Origin of the sequence: Tenuifilum sp. 4138str, assembly GCF_041102575.1 — a bacterium.
Lineage (GTDB): Bacteria > Bacteroidota > Bacteroidia > Bacteroidales > Tenuifilaceae > Tenuifilum > Tenuifilum osseticum.
Genome location: NZ_JBGCUE010000019.1, coordinates 1 through 16,500, shown reverse-complemented (window position 1 = coordinate 16,500; position 16,500 = coordinate 1). Strand labels below are relative to the sequence as shown.

Annotated in this window: 15 protein-coding genes; 7 read left to right on the top strand and 8 right to left on the bottom strand. The window is 41.8% G+C overall.

Features of this window, described 5'->3' with window-relative positions:
* The first annotated feature begins 320 nt into the window (after positions 1-320).
* A complete protein-coding gene (locus AB6811_RS13600; RefSeq protein WP_369491162.1) occupies positions 321-734 on the top strand; it encodes a DUF2200 domain-containing protein in 414 nt (137 codons plus the stop codon).
* Between the two features lie 25 nt (positions 735-759).
* Positions 760-3,111 (top strand): hybrid sensor histidine kinase/response regulator, encoded by a 2,352-nt coding sequence (locus AB6811_RS13595; RefSeq protein ID WP_369491161.1) that lies wholly within the window; start codon positions 760-762, stop codon positions 3,109-3,111.
* Between the two features lie 580 nt (positions 3,112-3,691).
* Here AB6811_RS13595 and AB6811_RS13590 read toward each other — a convergent pair.
* The 3 genes from AB6811_RS13590 to AB6811_RS13580 all read right to left on the bottom strand — a co-directional run bounded on the left by AB6811_RS13590 (position 3,692) and on the right by AB6811_RS13580 (position 4,745).
* Positions 3,692-3,862 carry a HepT-like ribonuclease domain-containing protein gene (locus AB6811_RS13590; RefSeq protein ID WP_369491163.1) on the bottom strand — a complete coding sequence of 57 codons (171 nt, stop codon included), beginning with the start codon at positions 3,860-3,862 and terminating at the stop codon, positions 3,692-3,694.
* A 159-nt stretch (positions 3,863-4,021) separates the two neighbouring features.
* Positions 4,022-4,321: a nucleotidyltransferase family protein gene (locus tag AB6811_RS13585; RefSeq protein ID WP_369491160.1), complete on the bottom strand. Its 300-nt coding sequence runs from the start codon at positions 4,319-4,321 to the stop codon at positions 4,022-4,024.
* Between the two features lie 67 nt (positions 4,322-4,388).
* Entirely contained in the window at positions 4,389-4,745 is a 357-nt protein-coding gene (locus AB6811_RS13580) for a hypothetical protein (protein WP_369491159.1), read from the bottom strand.
* 687 nt (positions 4,746-5,432) lie between these two features.
* Here AB6811_RS13580 and AB6811_RS13575 point away from each other — a divergent pair.
* Both AB6811_RS13575 and AB6811_RS13570 read left to right on the top strand, forming a co-directional pair.
* Positions 5,433-5,615, top strand: a complete 183-nt coding sequence (locus tag AB6811_RS13575; protein WP_369491158.1) for a hypothetical protein — start codon at positions 5,433-5,435, stop codon at positions 5,613-5,615.
* A gap of 368 nt (positions 5,616-5,983) precedes the next feature.
* Positions 5,984-6,160, top strand: coding sequence for a hypothetical protein (locus tag AB6811_RS13570; RefSeq protein WP_369491157.1), 177 nt, complete (start codon positions 5,984-5,986; stop codon positions 6,158-6,160).
* A gap of 508 nt (positions 6,161-6,668) precedes the next feature.
* Here AB6811_RS13570 and AB6811_RS13565 read toward each other — a convergent pair.
* The 5 genes from AB6811_RS13565 to AB6811_RS13545 all read right to left on the bottom strand — a co-directional run bounded on the left by AB6811_RS13565 (position 6,669) and on the right by AB6811_RS13545 (position 12,500).
* On the bottom strand, positions 6,669-8,447 hold the full coding sequence (locus tag AB6811_RS13565; protein WP_369491155.1) for an acyl-CoA dehydrogenase FadE: 1,779 nt from the start codon (positions 8,445-8,447) through the stop codon (positions 6,669-6,671).
* A gap of 24 nt (positions 8,448-8,471) precedes the next feature.
* On the bottom strand, positions 8,472-9,266 hold the full coding sequence (locus AB6811_RS13560) for a (Fe-S)-binding protein (RefSeq protein WP_369491153.1): 795 nt from the start codon (positions 9,264-9,266) through the stop codon (positions 8,472-8,474).
* Between the two features lie 44 nt (positions 9,267-9,310).
* On the bottom strand, positions 9,311-10,630 hold the full coding sequence (locus AB6811_RS13555; protein ID WP_369491151.1) for a 4Fe-4S dicluster domain-containing protein: 1,320 nt from the start codon (positions 10,628-10,630) through the stop codon (positions 9,311-9,313).
* 128 nt (positions 10,631-10,758) lie between these two features.
* Positions 10,759-11,724 carry an electron transfer flavoprotein subunit alpha/FixB family protein gene (locus AB6811_RS13550; RefSeq protein WP_369491149.1) on the bottom strand — a complete coding sequence of 322 codons (966 nt, stop codon included), beginning with the start codon at positions 11,722-11,724 and terminating at the stop codon, positions 10,759-10,761.
* 26 nt (positions 11,725-11,750) lie between these two features.
* Positions 11,751-12,500, bottom strand: a complete 750-nt coding sequence (locus tag AB6811_RS13545) for an electron transfer flavoprotein subunit beta/FixA family protein (RefSeq protein WP_369491147.1) — start codon at positions 12,498-12,500, stop codon at positions 11,751-11,753.
* Between the two features lie 402 nt (positions 12,501-12,902).
* Between AB6811_RS13545 and AB6811_RS13540 the strand changes: the two genes are divergently transcribed.
* From AB6811_RS13540 to AB6811_RS13530, 3 genes are all read left to right on the top strand, one after another.
* On the top strand, positions 12,903-13,382 hold the full coding sequence (locus AB6811_RS13540) for a hypothetical protein (protein WP_369491145.1): 480 nt from the start codon (positions 12,903-12,905) through the stop codon (positions 13,380-13,382).
* A gap of 366 nt (positions 13,383-13,748) precedes the next feature.
* Complete coding sequence (locus AB6811_RS13535; protein WP_369491144.1) at positions 13,749-15,659, top strand: RecQ family ATP-dependent DNA helicase; 1,911 nt, start codon at positions 13,749-13,751, stop codon at positions 15,657-15,659.
* A gap of 327 nt (positions 15,660-15,986) precedes the next feature.
* On the top strand, positions 15,987-16,442 hold the full coding sequence (locus AB6811_RS13530) for a hypothetical protein (protein ID WP_369491143.1): 456 nt from the start codon (positions 15,987-15,989) through the stop codon (positions 16,440-16,442).
* Positions 16,443-16,500 lie beyond the last annotated feature (58 nt).

The window sequence follows — 16,500 nt, the reverse complement described above, 5'->3', positions numbered from 1 at the left end:
CATTCTGTAAATCTATGAAATTTATAGAAACTAAAGTACCTGCAATGAAATTGCAGGGTTTTAACCAATTCCTATGAAAATAAACAACATTGATTCATTAATACTAATGAATTCTCGGATGGCTTAACTGCTCATTAAACAAACTTTCTTGAAATCCAGAACACATCAACTATTTAAACGAAATTTTATCGATTTTCACCCTTTTTCGTCCAATTAACAATAAAATAAAATTTACACAAAACAATTATATTCGCTAATATCAACACCTTAGACAAAAAACACCTCTAAAGAAAAAAAAACAAAAAAGTTCGATTTATATTTTGAAAAGCATTACTATCACCATATATTTAGCATGTTATACAAATACCATTGTAAAGGAAATGGATTCCGACAGCAAAATTGCAAGCATGTCATTTGCAAGGGTTTACCCCCTTTATCTTGCCAAGATTGAAAGGAAAGGGCGAACTCGCGAGGAGCTAAACATTATCATTAAATGGCTTACGGGTTTTGACACTGCTACGCTGGAAAGTCTCATTGAGCAAAATGTAACCTTTGAGGAGTTTTTCCGGCTTGCAACAATCAACCCCAATGCGGAATTAATAACCGGAAAGGTTTGCGGAATAAAGGTAGAGGAAATCAAGAATCCTTTAACCCAAAAAATACGCTACCTGGACAAGCTGGTTGATGATTTGGCAAAAGGGAAAAGTATAGAAAAGATAATCCCAAAGCCATAAACAATACTTATTTTCACAATCTATCATGAAAAGGAACTATTACCGGTCCAACTTCATTCTATCTGTTTCGGCGGCGGTTCTAACTGCCATAATCTTTATTTTCCTTTACTATACCATTGGTGTTCGCCAACGTAGATTTATTTACAACGACTCCAAGTGGATTGCCATTCAGCAATCCAAAAATGCTGCAAGTCAGGTTGAATCGTATTTCATCAATGCCATACACTCCGCCCGTTCGCTAGTAAAGCAAACAAAGGTTTTGTACGAAAAGAGAGCCGACAGGTCGGAGATTGTGAGTCTTATACATAGTTACACAAAGGATAACCCCGACTTTTTAGCTGTTTGGACTATGTGGGAGCCAAACGCATTCGATGGTAAGGATAGGCAATACCGAAACACCCCACCCTACGACAGGGAAGGACATCTATCGGTTACTTTTTTCCGCATGGCCGATAGCATTGTGTTTGAGTACACTGAGCCCGAAGATTACAATGAGTTTTACTACACTATTCCCAAAGAAAGGAATAGCGAAATGGTTTTAGAGCCATACATATATCAGTACCAGGGATACCCAATTGAATTCTACGAAACATCAATTGTAGTACCAATAATAATCAACAATAAGTTCTGCGGAGTTTATGGTATTGACCTCGACCTTAACTATTTGCAAAGAAAATTATCGGAAATTAAACTACAAACCAAAGGTCACCTGTCGCTAATATCATCGGATGGCGAAATTGTTACTCATCCGGACACCGCATTCATTGGCAAAAATATTTTCTCGCTTGCTGGGACTAACGATACCCTTGCCAGGTACATTGTGAAATCAGGGCTGGAGCAGAGCTATGAAACCGTTTGTAACTATACTAAAAGTGAGGTTTTTAGAACCTTCTACCCCATTCGTATTGGTAAGAGCGACACCCAGTGGTCAATAATGGTTCAATTGGATATGCGTGAGGCCACTCTACGTTCAATTTCCCTCCATAACATTGCCCTTGGCCTTTTAATTGCTGGCTTGATACTTATTTCCTATTTGATTTACAACATTTTCGACAGGCTAAGGTACGAGCATCAGCTCATATTAGCTAAGGAAAGTGCTGAACAGAAAGAGCGTGAACTCCAAAAAATGTACTATGAGCTGCAAACATCCGAAGAGGAGCTACGGGCAACCAACGAGGAACTTTTCGCAACATCCGAAGCGTTACGTGAGAGTAACCTGATGCTTACCGGAGCTAAGGAAAAAGCCGAGGAGGCCAGCAGACTCAAAACGGCATTTCTTCATAACCTAAGTCACGAAGTGCGAACACCCTTAAACGCAATTTATGGTTTCTCGCAAATGCTCAATAACATTGATATCTCAGCCGACGAATCTAAAAAGTTCATTCAAATCATTCAGGATTCAAGCAAGCAATTAGTTTCTATCATCAGCGATATCATAACAATTTCATCCATTGAAACCGGACAGGAACGAATAACCAACACTAACATACACCTGAATACCCTACTCGATGAACTTTACCATACTTTTTCTGCAAAACTTGCCAATAAACCAGTTGAATTGAGGGTTTACAAGGAGTTTTCCGATAAAGAAGATGAAATTTTTATCGATGAACTAAAGCTTAGACAAGTACTATACCACTTGCTTTTAAATGCTGTGAAGTTTACCCACAATGGCTCTATTGAATTTGGTTATAGGCTTAAAAGCAGCAACCTGGAATTCTACGTCAAGGATACTGGCATAGGAATTGAAGGTAAAAAGCAAGATGTGATTTTTGAACGCTTTACCCAGGCCGATGAGAATATCCATGCTGAGTATGGGGGAACCGGATTGGGTTTATCAATTTGTAAAGGCTTTTTAAACTTAATGGGCGGTGCTATATGGGTTGAATCAGAGCTAGGGCAAGGGGCAACCTTTTACTTTACACTACCATATCACCCAATAACTAGTAAAGAGAGTAAAGGTATTAGTATCCAATCACAAACGAACAACTCCGAAATGAAAACAATTCTTGTGGCCGAGGACGATATAAATAGCTTCAAGCTGCTAAAAGCGGTGCTAAAAGATTTTGACTTTCAGCTCCTACACGCCGATAATGGCCGCAAAGCTGTAGAACTTTGCCAAAACGAAGATTCAATCTGCCTGGTACTCATGGATATTAAAATGCCGGAACTCAACGGAGTATCGGCCACTAAGCTCATTAAAGAGCTAAAACCTACTCTACCCGTAATAGCCCAAACTGCTTATGCTACCCTTGACGATATTGAAAAGAACAGGGAGGTGTTCGATGCCTATATCACAAAACCCTTAGATATTGAACAGCTAAAAAAATTAATTTTTGAGTTTTGCGATAGATGCGGGAAAAGTGAAAAGTATTAATCCTAAGTTCCTTGTATTAACTAATTCTACCGGGCTAACTTTAGGGGAATGATTCGGAATGATTCGGAATAATCGGAATATGATGAAGTTAGAGGATGTTTGAGTTCGTGAAACGTGAAAAGAAGAATATGATGGAGTTAGAGGAAGTTAGAGGAAGTTGGAACTAGTTAAAAGTTAAAAGTTAAAAGGAGAATATGATGGAGCTAGAGGAAGTTAGAGGAGAATTGAGCAGATAAATTAATTTTTCAGGAGTCCGACAAAAGTTTTTAGGAATTAGTAAAAATCGTACTTAGTAAGTCCAATTACCGCGTAGCGGTTAAACCTTTGTAATGGAATAGAAAATAGTATGCTTAAAATCCCTAGCGTTAGGTGCCTATGCCTAAACTATTCTTGCTGGATATGCTGCGTAGCTTAATGAAAAAAATACGGCGCAACCTGCCACCGATAGTTTAACGGCGGCATAACTTGTTTCGCCGTACTCTGCGGGAACCTCCTCCGTACGTTTTCTGTTAATTGCCTTTTACAGCCCTAGCCAAACTGGAAATTACGCATGGATTACATATCGGCGTGCATAAGAGTTTTATTCCTCAAGTTTTGATTTAATTTCTTCTTTCAGCTTTGGCAAGTGATTAATAACGATACTCCAAATTAAATCGTCAGATATTTTATCGTAGCCATGTGCAATTCTGTTTCGTGTTTCAATGATTTTTTGGATGTTTTCCAAATGGAAGTTTTTATCACGTTTAACTATTCTATTAGCGGCTTCACCAATAATTTCAATATTCCTTTCAATCGCTCTTTTTTTCTAATGTCGTAAATATATTTATCGAATTTCTTTGGTATGTCTTCAAAGTAACTTTCAATCTATTTAATGGATTGTAGAATATCGTAGAGCTAAGTTTTAATTTCACTATCCATAAATTAGTTGCTTTGATGAATCAATGGTTTGCTTTAAATACGGATTTTTTATAGCTTTTCCCTCTAGCAAATCCACATTGCGGTTAAGTAGTTTTTCTAACGATTCTTTTAAGTCAAAGTAATTGTCAGCGTATTCATAAAGATCTACGTCCTGAAAATCAACTACCAGGTCAATATCGCTATTCTTTTTAAATCTATTAGTCAATATGGAGCCAAATACAAATAACCTTTTGACTTTGTGTTTTAAACACAAGTCTCTAATTTTATCAATACTTCTCTCTATCGGATTCATAGAGCAAAGTTAACTAAATTAAGAGAAGTTGTCAAATGGCTTATTCGGTTATCTGTTTATGCGAGGGCTAACCCTTATTCACTGGAAAATCTTCAAGGTCTAATACCATGGAGCATATTTCAATATCAAACCATTCTGCAAACATTTTATATGTCCTATTTTTTGGCCATCCTTCTTCGTCAGTATACCAATCGTTAAGCTCATTTATAAAAATTTTATCATAGTTTTTCTTAACCCATTTTAGTACTGCTTCATTATCATCCATTTCCCTTAATAGGTAGACATTGTTGTCGTCCTTAGTTGTAATTGGTTCATCTTCTGGAAATACGGAGTTCAACCAATCAAAAAAAGGCTTTTTGGGTTTTACTATTATAGCAATCCTATCTATAGGGTCGTAAAAATACGGTATTGGCTCAAAATACATAATGGATAAGTTTAAGTTTAAGATGAATGTTTGTTTTTTTTGACCTTTGCTGATCTCCTTTGCCTAAAACTGCTTTGCTGCTTTTAATCACATTAAACGCTGTAAAAGAGTAAAATTAGTACAAATGTAAAAACAATTCAGAAATTCTTTAGCAATAACAGCGCGAAACTCTTTTTTTTCTGAGCGAATTGATGGATCTCAATTCAATGTCGATTAGTTAACAAAAATATACATGCCTGTCATCATGAGCGCAGCGAGGGATCTATTAAATAGTTTACAGTGTGCAGTTTACAGTGTATAGGGGTGTTTGGAGTTTGGTGTTTCGTGAAATGCTTTTTCTCACTATCAACCATCAACTATCAACTGTCAACTCTGCATGTCATCCTGAGCGTAGCGAAGGATCTCTATTCGACCCCATGAGATGTTTCGCTTAGTTCAACATGACAATAGCTTCACGAACAACGATTCACGAACAACGAGCAACGCTTCCCGCCCCGTAGGGGCGAAACATTTGTAACCCAATGGCTTCTCCCTCATGTGTTGCGATGCACGCATTATATTTTCCAAAGAGCAAGGGTGAGGCTTTGCTTCGCAACAGAAAAGCATTGCAAAGAGCGGTTTACATGTTCTTTCTTGTCTTGATACAAGAAAGAACCAAAGAAAATCAAGGCTGAAAAGCCCGACCCGATGGGTACCCCGTGGGTGGAACTGCCCCGCGATACAATTCGCCACGCCTGTGGCGTGGCTCATTTGGTATCGCTTACTAATCCTACCGCAACGTTCCACCCCCGACCCATTGTCGGGTCAGGCTTTTATGCCTCTGCTTGCTTCTTCCGCTCCATTCCCTCTCAGGGAAAAGTGCTGGGGTGAGGTCGTATCTCACATTCAACCTAGATGACCCCTCTAAATCTCCCCTGAGAGGGGAGACTTTAGCCCTGCAATAAGGTTTCCTTATTGCTTCGCCCCTCTCCTGTCAGGAGAGGGGAGGGGGTGAGGTCAATTTCATGAACCAACGAACAACGAACAACGAGCAACGCTTCCCGCCCCGTAGGGGCGAAACATTTGTAACCCAATGGCTTCTCCCTCATGTGTTGCGATGCACTCAATACATTTTCCAAAGAGCAAGGGTGAGGCTTTGCATCGCAACAGAAAAGCATTGCAAAGAGCGATTTACACGTTCTTTCTTGTCTTGATACAAGAAAGAACCAAAGAAAATCAAGGCTGAAAAGCCCGACCCGATGGGTACCCCGCGGGTGGAACTGCCACGCGATACTATTCGCCACGCCTACGGCGTGACTCATGTGGTATCGCTTACTAGGCCCACCGCCACGTTTCACCCTCGACCCATTGCCGGGTCAGGCTTTTATGCCTCTGCGTATGGCACTCCGTGTTGTTTGGGGAATCTCATTAAATAAGAGATAAAAGCAGTAAGAGATGCTTCGACGAGCTCAGCATGACAATAGTTTCACTTATAAGGAACAACGATTCACGAGTAACGAACACGAATGAACTCATTTGTCATCCTGAGCATAGCGAAGGATCTATTGAATAGTGTGCAGTGTACAGTGTATAGGGGTGTTTGGAGTTTGGTGTTTCGTGAAATGCTTTTTCTCACTATCAACCATCAACTATCAACTGTCAACTCTGCCAGTCATCCTGAGCGCAGCGAAGGATCTCTAATCGATCCCATGAGATGTTTCGCTTAGCTCAACATGACAAATAACCTTAACTAAACAACATCAAATCGAAAGTATTGAGATTAAATTGAAATGTGGCTATGGAAAAAATTTTGAGGGGATTAGCCAATAGAAGCACATAAAATACTCTTCACTTCTGACTTATTGAGGCAATCCCAATTAAACGATAAAGTTAAAAAAGAAAGAAGCTACCCCTTGGGTAGCTTCTTAACTTTTACTAAGACTACTAGAACATATACTCGTTGTCTTCAATAAGTTTATCGGCAATGCGGCGGCGGGCATCCTTTACATTTACCGATGGAGCCTTACAAAGCCTGTCAATTGCAGCAGTTAACTTACTAAGTTCGGGCTCAGCAGCAAAGGAGTTTGCTGCATCCATGGCATTCTTACGAATGCGGCCAGCAGCATCGTAAACAAACACATCAACAATATCCTTATAGATATTGATATTTTGATGACCCTTACTTTCCAGCTTCTTAACCCTTAGAGCAAGCGACTCGGCCACATACAGATCCATGATGATATTGCTCAGGTTGTTCTGAACCTCCTGTTCAGTTGCAAACTGCTTACCAAAAGCCTTGTTTGCTCCATAAATACCCAGCATGGCAACCTTTTTGAAGTTCCTTATGGTCTGCATTTTTTGGTCATAGTAATCGCTCGAACCCGCTTCAGCCACAATGCTATCGAGGCTATTGTATAGCTGCTCAGCAGGCCCCATCAAATCGTAATCGCCCTTGAGGGAGCGCTTAATGGCAGTATCAATTACCAGCAAGCGGTTGATCTCGTTGGTACCCTCAAAGATTCGGTTAATACGCGAATCGCGGTAACCGCGCTCAACGTTCATCTCAGCTGAGTAGCCCATTCCGCCGTGAATCTGAACACCCTCATCAACCACAAAGTCGAGCATCTCGGAACCGTTCACCTTCAGAATGGCATCCTCAACGGCGTAGTGGCTAATGGCATCAATGGCAGCACGGCCATACTCACAACCCTCAGCCTTATACTTTTCAATCAGGTCATCAATATCTTGGCTTACACGGTAAATGGCCGATTCGTGAGCATAGGCCCTAATAACCATTTCAGCTAGCTTATGCTTGATAGCCCCAAAGTTTGCAATTTTGGTATTGAACTGCTTACGTTCATTGGCGTACTGAACCGACTGGGTTATGGTTTCTTTAGCAGCACCAATCACATTGGCACCCAACTTCATTCGTCCCATGTGCAAAATGCTAAGGGCAATACGGAAACCTTCGCCGCGGTTACCTAGCATATTTTCAACAGGCACCTTTACATCGTTGTAGTAGATTTGAGCGGTTGATGAGCCCTTGATACCCATTTTATGCTCATCGGGGCCAATTACAACGCCTGGCCACTTGCTTTCAACTATAAATGCACTCAGGACTCGGTCGTTATCCACCTTGGCAAAAACAACCTGTGTATCGGCAAAGCCAGCGTTGGTAATCCACATTTTTTGACCGTTCAGGATGTAGTACTTACCATCTTCCGATAGCTTTGCTGTGGTTTTTCCGGAGTTGGCATCGCTACCTGCACCGGGTTCCGTTAGGCAGTATGATCCTATTAGTTCACCAGTTGCAAGACGCGATACATATTTTTGGCGCTGCTCCTCGTTGCCGTAGTAAAGAATGGGCATTGTACCAATTCCGCAATGGCACATGTAGGCCACGGAGAATGAATATCCAGCCCCTGTAGTTTCAGCAACAAGCATTTGGGTTACAAAGTTTTGCCCAAAACCATTATACTGCTCAGGCACTGCAATGCCCAGCATACCAAGCTCGCCCGATTTTTGCAAAATGCTCCTCATCAGCTCACGATCGCCCTTGTCGATATCGTTCAGGCGAGGGAAAACTTCAGCCTCCATGAAATCGCGACAGGTTTGGGCTATCATCCGCTGTTCCTCATTGAATTCCTCGGGAATAAAAATATCGTTAGCGTCAATCTCATTTACAAGAAATTCGCCACTTTTTAGCAATTTTCTTTCGCTCATAGCTGTTTTTGGTTTATTGATTAGTTATAGATTTAGCGATTCTGCAATAAGTTCAGCAATATCGAGGTTTCGCATCTTCTCTTCCTGATTTTTGTACTTGATACCATCGGTCATCATGGTCATGCAGAAGGGGCAAGCCGTTGCAATGATGTTGGGGTCAACCTTTAAAACATCATCCATACGCTCCAGGAAAACCTCCTTGTTACCATGTTCGGCCTCCTTAAACATTTGAGCGCCACCAGCGCCACAGCACAGGGCAAAACTCCTGTTGCGCTCCATCTCTACTAGTTCGCCACCCAACTTTTTAAGTATAGCCCGTGGCTGCTCGTAAATACCATTGGCACGACCTAAATAACAAGGGTCGTGGTATGTGATTTTGGCATTCTTGAATTTATCGGTATTGATACTCAATTTGCCCTCGTCAATAAACTTATTCAGGATATCGATATAGCTGATAACCTCAAAGTCGGCACCCAAATCGGGATACTCATTCTTAAAGGTATTATAGCAGTGGGGGCAAATAGTTATCACCTTCTTTACTTCGTATGCCTTAAAAAGTTCAATATTCTGTAAGGCCTGCATCTGAAATAGCATCTCGTTTCCAGCCCTACGGGCAGGATCGCCCGTGCAGGTCTCCTCCTTGCCCAATACGGCAAAGCTTACGTTTAGGTGAACCAGTATTTTGGCAAAAGCACGAGCCACTTTCTTATAGCGGTCATCGTAAGCGCCGGCACAGCCAACCCAAAAAAGGTATTCGGGCTTTTCGCCTCGGGCAAAGAGGTCGGCCATAACCGGGATTTCTATTTTGCGAGTTTCCATTTTCCAATTAGTTTAAGTTGATACTGATAGCAGGGAACGCAATGCTACTGTACGTTAACCTCAAGATCTTTTGCCCAAACCAAGCGGTCCTCAGGCGAATACTGCCAGGGGGCACCATTGTTCTCAATATTGTTGAACATGGCCTTGAGCTCACCGGGTGCCGACCCTTCCTCCATCACCAGGTACCTGCGCATATCAACAATGAGTTTGGGATGATCAATGTTAATGGGGCACTCCTGTGCGCATGCATTGCATGTGGTACATGCCCATAGCTCCTCCTCGCTAATGTAATCGCGTACAAGCGATTTCCCATCAGTGTAATCGCGCCCATTTTTAAGCATCATAGGACCTTTCTCCTTCATTCGGGCACGCAGGTCCATCATCACCTTGCGGGGCGAGAGTTTTTTTCCTGTAATGTTAGCAGGGCATACCGATGTACAGCGCCCACACTCGGTGCACGATAAGGCATCAAAATAGCTTTTCCATACTACATCCTCTGCATCTTTCACACCAAATCGCTCAATTGGAGCATCGGTTGCAGGTGCTGCAAATGCTGCATTGGGATCCATCATCAGCTTTACCTCACGGGTTACATTATCCATGTTTGGCAATTTGCCAAGCGGCTCAAGCCGCGAGAGGAATACGTTGGGTACCGACATGAACACATGGAAATGCTTGGAGTAAGGCAATAGGTTTGCAAACAGGAAGATTAACAGAATATGTGTCCACCAGTAAATCTGGTAATGGGTAAATACAGTATCAACTGACATCCCAATGAATAACCAGGTGAGATGTTGGCTAACGGGGTAAACCCCATGCACTTCATGCCCTGCTAGCTCAACCCACTTAAGGTATGCAGCATTCATTCCCATTAGCGAGAGCATGAGAACCAGAATAATTGAAAGAGCCACATTCGCATCAATATGCGAAATCTTCTTCATTTCAATGCCCTCAAAACGCTTGATATGAAGAAATACCCTTCGGATTAGGAATACCACTATTGAAATGGCAACCAGAAGGGCAAAAATATCGCCGGTGGCCATCATGAAATTGTAGAATGCTCCAAGAACGCTTAGCGACTTCTCAACGCCAAATAACCCGTCGATTACCATTTCGATACTGCCAAAGAGGATCACACAAAAGCCCCAGAACACAAGGGCATGCATTAATCCAATAACTGGCCTGCGAAAAATTTTGGTTTGCCCAAAGGCTACCTCAAGGGTAACCCATAGCCTTTTACCCAGCTTATTTACCGCAAATCCCTTTCGTGTAAGCATGAAAAACCTTATAATTCGGGATATGGTGTAAGCAAAAACACCGATGGTAACCAGCAGGGCTATGGCAAATACTATTTGTTTGGTCATGTTTTTGGTTTTTGGTTTACAATGGTTTGTTGGTAAAAACAAACATCTGGAGTAAATGCCTTTATTTTGCCTAAGAACCTGCTGCAAACGCAGCAGGTTCATGTTTTATGATTTGCAATTATGGTGTGCTACTTGCCTTTTATCTCTTTAACAGCCTCAACCAGTTTTGGTAAAACCTTTTGGGCATCGCCTACAATACCGTACTGGGCTACCTCAAAAATTGGTGCGGATTTATCGCTGTTAATGGCAACTATGTACTTGGAACCGCTAACACCTGCAATATGCTGTGTTGCTCCTGAAATACCAACTGCAATGTAAAGGTTAGGAGCAATAATTTTACCGGTTTGTCCGGTGTGCTCCTCGTGAGGGCGCCATCCTTCATCGGAAACTGGGCGCGAACATGCTGTGGCTCCGCCAAGCAATTCGGCAAGCTCAACTATTGGCCCCCAGTTATCGGGCGATTTCATTCCGCGGCCACCCGATACAACAATTTCGGCATCGGTTAAAAGCAGCTTACCGGTTTGCTTCTGAACATCCTTAACCACAGTTTTTGGTGCGTCAACCTGAGCATCAACCCTCTCAATCTTAACATCTTTGCTGTTCTCAACAATATCGAAAGAGTTTTGTGTAAGAGCAATAATTTTGATATCGGTTTTAAGCACTACCTGCGCAAAAGCACCGCCTGAAAAAGCGCGTTTGTAAACGGTAAATGGCGATAGGTTTAGCGGAAGTTGCGATACTCCCGAACCCAATGCAGCTTTAAGCCTTACCGATAAACGGGGTGCAATGGCCTTACCGCTGTTATTGTTAGCAATTACAATCACCTTGCTACCTTCAGACTGAGCAACCTGAGCAATAGCGCTAGTGTATAGCTGGCTATCGAGGTTTTTCAGGTTATCGCTCTTTAGGCAAATAGCCTTATCGGCACCATACTTGCCAAGTAGTTTAAGCTCATCGTCGGACACCTCGCCAATTGTAACTGCAGTGGTGGTAGTCCCCATCATTTCGGCTAACTTGCCGGCGTACGAAACAAGTTCGAACGATAATTTCTTGAATTTGCCGTCCCAATTCTCGGTATATACTAGTACTGACATGTTTTTACATTTTTTTTGGTTAAACCTTAAATGAGTTTGGTCTCGTTTTGGAGTAACGTAATAAGTTCTTTGGGATTTTCGGGATCCACAAACTTACAAGCTGCCCTGGGTTTGGGCATTTCAAACTTAACATACTCCGTTAGCGCATCAACTGCAACAGGTTCATACAGTTTGATGGGCTTTGTACGAGCCATCATTATACCGCGCATGGCAGCAATACGGGGCTCCTTGGCAATACCCTTCTGCACTATTGCAACAAAAGGAGTTGGCACGGTAAGAATTTCCTTACCACCATCTATTTCACGGGTTATAATTGCTTGACCATTCTCAACCTTTATATTCGATACAGCTGAAACCGATGGAATACCGAGGAATTCAGCAAGCATGCTCCCTACCGCAGAGTTATTGTAATCGCTCGATTCAATCCCGCACATAACGATATCAAATTGTTCCTTTTTAACCACCTCGGCCAGTTGGGCTGCAGCATAGTATGCATCGGTAGGTTCAGCATTAACACGGATGGCATCGTCGGCACCAATTGCCAAAGCCTTACGAATGGTAGGCTCAGTAGTGGCATTGCCAACATGTGCAACAGTAACGCTTTTTACGCCAGTACTGGCATCATCCTTTAACTCCAAAGCCCGGGTTAACGATAGTTCATCCCAGGGGTTAATTACCCACTGTATCCCATTAGTGTCGAGCTTAGTATCGCCATCTACAAACTTCACCTTGGTTGTGGTATCGGGTACGTGGCTAATACAAACAAGAATTTTCATTGGTACTGATTATTTATAAGTTAAACATCTATTTAGCAAACCTTTTAATTATTTAAACCCACAAATTTAAACTAATCTTGGCATAAACAAGCCTCTTATTTTTAAAAACAGCCATATATAATTGTCCTAATGCCAGTTACAAAATATTTTATTTTTTTAACATCTACTCATTCAAACGAGCGTACAAATCTATATCAATTCCGTTTACAACCAATAAGGTTTTTGCTTTTAACAATCGATTGTTACACCATTTATGCTTATTATTCTGACTATCAACATTTTGCAAATTGATAAATTTTAACGGTTGTTTAGTCATTTTTTAACTAAAGTTGACCAAAATCACCCTAACAAAATTGACTTTTAAACGTTTATGAAATAAATTTACATTAAACGGATTGGTTAATGAGCAACGAGGTAATACATAGCTTGATTCGAAATCTTGACGAGAAGCTTTCATACTCGCTGGTGCAGCTTGAGAAGGTTTCGCAGGAGGTTACTGTTCACCTGCAAAACAACCCCGAACATTCATCGGACGAGCTTGTTCCGGCGCTAATTCGCCATTTTGACATTAGGCGCCAAAGCATTTCGTACCTCAAGCTAATGCTCAAGCTGCGTTCGTTCCTAAATAACGATAGTAAGTACATCTTAAACTTTGAGAAAAGTTCTGGCATAAGAATTGATTGTATATCGGAGCAAATGATAATTAACGAGAAGATGCCTACTTACCTTAGCAATAATTTGAACGTGGATGCCTTAAACATGGAGGTTTACACATCAAAGGCTTACCAGAGGTATTTTGAGGAAACCTACAACGAGCTTATGCGTGCCGATAGGTTTGAGGCATGCTCCATACTTGAAACAATGAAATTTTCATATAATTAGGTTTTGGTTTAGGTTTACAATAGGTTAGGTGGTTGACATCCGGGGCGCTTAAAACGTTCCGGATGTCTTCTTTTTTTACCTAAGTGACATGAAAAGTTAAAAGTTAAAAGTGAAAAGTGAAAAGAAGAATTGGGGATATGAGGGGGTTAGAGAGAGTTTATGTTCGTGAACCGTGAACCGTGAAACGTTAACCGTGAAACGGAAGAATTCTGAGGAAGTTAGAGGAAGTTAGAAGAAGTTAGAGGAACATGGAACATTGAGCTCCACCAAACACTATCCACTAAACACCAAACACTAAACACTAAACACTATCCACTAAACACTAAACACTAAACACCAAACACTATTTTTCGTATCTTTGTTTCTATGGGAAAGTTCGAGGATATACTCAAGCAGTACTGGGGCTACACATCATTTCGTTCCATTCAGCTCGATATCATTGAATCGGCTTACAATGGGAACGACACCCTGGCCCTGATGCCAACCGGCGGCGGTAAATCCATCACCTTTCAGGTGCCCGCCCTTGCCATGGAAGGCATATGCCTGGTTATTTCACCCCTCATAGCCTTGATGAAAGATCAGGTTGAAAACCTGAAAAAACGGGGCATAAGCGCTGTAGCTATATATTCAGGCATGACCCAGCACGAGATTGACATTACCCTCGACAATTGCATTTATGGCGAAGTGAAGTTCCTATACGTTTCGCCCGAGCGATTATCCACTGCCATATTCCGCGAACGAATCCGCAAAATGCGGGTTTGCATGGTAGCCATCGATGAGGCGCACTGCATTTCACAGTGGGGCTACGATTTCCGTCCATCGTACCTGAAAATTGCTGAACTTCGTTCCATTTTAACCGAGGCCCCATTTTTGGCAGTTACAGCCACGGCCACACCTGAGGTGGTTGACGATATTCAGGAGAAACTACATTTCCGTAACGGCAAGGTTTTCCGCATGAGCTTTGCTCGCGATAACCTGGTTTACCTGGTGCGCAATGTGGAGGATAAAGAAAAGTACCTGTTCAAAATAGTTGATAACATACCCGGAAGCGGTATAGTTTACGTACGGAACAGAAACAAAACCAAGGAAATTGCTTTAATGTTACAGCGCGCCGGGCATGCTGCCGATTTTTACCACGCAGGCCTTACCATGGAAATGCGCAACGCCAAGCAGAACGACTGGCAAACCGGGAAAACCCGGATAATTGTAGCCACCAATGCTTTTGGAATGGGAATTGACAAGCCCGATGTGCGCTTTGTGGTTCACATTGACCTACCCGACTCCCCCGAAGCCTACTTTCAGGAAGCCGGACGTGCCGGGAGAGACCAAAAACTCTCGTACGCGGTTTTGCTTTACAACGAGTCCGATTCGCTAAGGATTGAGCAACGGCTCGAGGCAAACTTTCCCCCACCCGATGAAATTAAAAGGATTTACCAGGCCCTGGGCTCGTACCTAAACATAGCCTACGGTGCCGGAAAAGGCGAGGTTTACGATTTTAACCTTATCGATTTCTGCTCCACCTACAAGCTTAACATGGTGGTTGCATACAACTCCCTAAAAATACTTGAGCAGGAAGGATACATTGAGCTCACCGATGAGCTCGACAACCCAAGCCGCATCATGTTCCTGGTGAACAAACAGGAGCTATACAGGTATCAGGTTGCCCATGCCGAAATGGATAAGTTTATCAAGGTGCTGCTAAGGCTGCTGCCAGGCGTTTTTTCACAGTACGTAAGGATTGATGAGCAATTCCTTTCCAAAACTACCGGACTGCCAGCCGATAAGGTATTTGAGAACCTGAAAACCTTATCGCGCCAGAAAATCCTTAACTACATCCCCAAAAAACGCACACCCTTGGTAATATTTATCGAGGAGAGGCTCGACGATAAAAACCTGCGCATTGAACCCGAACGCTACCAAACGCTGAGGGAGCGATACCGTGCCCGAATGAACGCCATGCTTCAGTACGCCCAAAGCCAGGCCAAGTGCAGGAGCCAATTCCTAAGTGAGTACTTTGGCCAAACCGACAGCTACCGATGCGGTAAATGCGACGTTTGCACCGCCCGAAATGAGCTTGACATGAGCAAGTACGAGTTCGATAACATACTGGAAAAAATTAAAGCCACACTAACCAAAACACCCTTACCCCTTGAGAATCTGATTGACTCAACCGGCTCAAACCCCGACAGGGTTGCAAGGGTAATCCGGTTCCTTCAGGACACAGGTAAAATTACTGTAAACAGCCAGGGGCTACTGGAATGGGTAATACGCAAGTAATGGCTTTTTTCTTCCCAAAAAGTACTAAAGAATTTTCAATACTACATATCAGTTCAGAGAGCGAAACAAGGAACGCAACCATTTAGCAAATCACTCTCACTCCAGGCGGGTTGACAACTCACTATCAATCAAAAAACTGTTAATAAATAACTTCAAAAACTCTTTGATAATAAATTCAATCAGATTAATTTTGGTATAGCTAAAAGAGATACTTGTTATATACATACCAAATGAGTGATATTATATATTACATGTAAAAATGAGTTAGATGAAAGGTAGGGGAAAAAATGAATATCGAAAAGACCGCGGCGGAGCGCAACGGGGAAAATGAATATATTTGAAGGAGGTATTTTTATGAATAGTTTTCATTCCGAAAACACAATTGTTGCATTTTTAGATATTCTAGGGTTTAAAGACTTGGTTAACAATAATGGACATGATAAGTTAATTAGAGTTTATCAAAACTTATTATTACCAATTGTTCAACACAGTAGCACATTCGGTAAATATAAAGTTATTAAAAAAGAAGACGGACAATCATTAGCAGTAGCTGATTCTTCAAAAGCTGTAATTAGTAGCCTTGTGATATCTGACAGTATAGTATTATGGACACCTATTGCTTCAATGAAATCATTTATTGATATTGCTATTGTTGTCCGTAATTTATTAGTATCTGGTATGTATTCAGGACTTCCATTGAGAGGTGCAATATCAATAGGACCTCTATCTATGATTAATGATACAATCGAAATGAATAATGAATTATCAATGTCGTTTAGTTAAGGAATATTCATAATCGTTTGTAATTCATATAGTAAAGTCGCTTCGGTTTTTTATTTCG

Excerpts from the sequence above, each read along its gene's own strand:
- AB6811_RS13595 (WP_369491161.1), top strand. The coding sequence starts at position 760 with ATGAAAAGGAACTATTACCGGTCCAACTTCATTCTATCTGTTTCGGCG.
- AB6811_RS13585 (WP_369491160.1), bottom strand. The coding sequence starts at position 4,321 with ATGAATCCGATAGAGAGAAGTATTGATAAAATTAGAGACTTGTGTTTA.
- AB6811_RS13580 (WP_369491159.1), bottom strand. The coding sequence starts at position 4,745 with ATGTATTTTGAGCCAATACCGTATTTTTACGACCCTATAGATAGGATT.
- AB6811_RS13575 (WP_369491158.1), top strand. The coding sequence starts at position 5,433 with ATGGGTACCCCGTGGGTGGAACTGCCCCGCGATACAATTCGCCACGCC.
- AB6811_RS13570 (WP_369491157.1), top strand. The coding sequence starts at position 5,984 with ATGGGTACCCCGCGGGTGGAACTGCCACGCGATACTATTCGCCACGCC.
- AB6811_RS13565 (WP_369491155.1), bottom strand. The coding sequence starts at position 8,447 with ATGAGCGAAAGAAAATTGCTAAAAAGTGGCGAATTTCTTGTAAATGAG.
- AB6811_RS13560 (WP_369491153.1), bottom strand. The coding sequence starts at position 9,266 with ATGGAAACTCGCAAAATAGAAATCCCGGTTATGGCCGACCTCTTTGCC.
- AB6811_RS13555 (WP_369491151.1), bottom strand. The coding sequence starts at position 10,630 with ATGACCAAACAAATAGTATTTGCCATAGCCCTGCTGGTTACCATCGGT.
- AB6811_RS13550 (WP_369491149.1), bottom strand. The coding sequence starts at position 11,724 with ATGTCAGTACTAGTATATACCGAGAATTGGGACGGCAAATTCAAGAAA.
- AB6811_RS13545 (WP_369491147.1), bottom strand. The coding sequence starts at position 12,500 with ATGAAAATTCTTGTTTGTATTAGCCACGTACCCGATACCACAACCAAG.
- AB6811_RS13540 (WP_369491145.1), top strand. The coding sequence starts at position 12,903 with ATGAGCAACGAGGTAATACATAGCTTGATTCGAAATCTTGACGAGAAG.
- AB6811_RS13535 (WP_369491144.1), top strand. The coding sequence starts at position 13,749 with ATGGGAAAGTTCGAGGATATACTCAAGCAGTACTGGGGCTACACATCA.
- AB6811_RS13530 (WP_369491143.1), top strand. The coding sequence starts at position 15,987 with ATGAATATATTTGAAGGAGGTATTTTTATGAATAGTTTTCATTCCGAA.